A 1,061-nucleotide genomic window follows, 5' to 3' on the forward strand; every position below is an offset into this window, starting at 1 on the left:
CTTGCCGGCAGCGACCACATTCTTAACCAGGCGGCCGGTCAGCTGGTGTGGTCGATCGTGCCGATCGCGCTTGCCTATCACATTGCGCATTATCTGACGGCGCTGCTCGTCGACGGCCAATATGCGCTTGCGGCACTTTCCGATCCGTTCGCGATGGGCTGGAACCTGTTCGGCACCGCCGATATGCAGATCGAGGCCGGCATCGTTGCGGGGGCGGACTCTGCGTGGTGGCTGTGGAATATCCAGGCCGGCGCCATCATCCTGGGGCATGTGCTCGCCGTCCTCGTCGCTCACGGCTTCGCCTGGCGCCTGCACCCACAGCCCTCCCGCGCGGCCCTCAGCCAGTTCCCGCTTACCTTGCTGATGGTCGCCTACACCGTCTTCGGCCTCTGGTTGCTTGCCACGCCGACTGTCGGATGAGAAAAGGCGACCAGCATGCCTTCGGGGAAAGCCCGCTTGCCACGTCGGGGCTTTGGTGATTTAGTTTGTACACATGCGATTTTTTGCCTCGTTGCAGCCAGTCAAAACTCAAAAACAGGGGAACTGCCGTGACTGACAAGAATGGGTTTTTCGATCTCTCCAGATCCACGCTCACCCGCCGCACCGCACTGAAAGGTCTGGCCGCAGGCGCCGGCCTCGGCCTTGCCCCTGGCTTCGTCCGCTATTCCCAGGCGCAGAGTTCGGCGCCGATCAAGATCGGCTTCCAGTCGCACCGCACCGGCATCGGCGCTGCCTATGGCCGCTGGTACGAAAAGACGACGGCTGCCGCGGTCAAGGCGATCAATGCCGCCGGCGGCATCAATGGCCGCCAGGTCGAGGTGATCATCGAGGATGACGGCACCGATCCCGGCCGTGGCGCCGAGGTGGTCGGCAAGTTCGCCACCCAGCACAAGACCGACATCGTCTTCGGCACGCTGTTCTCGCATGTCGTCATCGGCTCGGCGCCCGCCGCCGGCGAAAACAAGATGCCCTATTTCGTCGTCAGCGAAGGCCATCACGTCGCCTCGACCAAGCTGAACCGCTATGTCTTCCAGCCCGGCATCACCGACGTGAAGAGCCAG

The 1,061-nt window shown here is 63.1% G+C and carries 1 protein-coding gene and 1 pseudogene; both read left to right on the forward strand.

Annotation, left to right across the window (positions count from 1 at the left end; translation table 11 throughout):
* Positions 1 to 420: pseudogene (locus EN884_RS36810) on the forward strand (hypothetical protein); the annotation flags it as partial.
* A 128-nt stretch (positions 421 to 548) separates the two neighbouring features.
* On the forward strand, positions 549 to 1,061 hold a 513-nt coding region (locus tag EN884_RS36815), incomplete at its 3' end, for an ABC transporter substrate-binding protein (protein ID WP_164895456.1).

This window comes from Mesorhizobium sp. M7A.F.Ca.AU.001.01.1.1, assembly GCF_004022735.1.
Classification (GTDB): Bacteria; Pseudomonadota; Alphaproteobacteria; order Rhizobiales; family Rhizobiaceae; genus Mesorhizobium; species Mesorhizobium ciceri.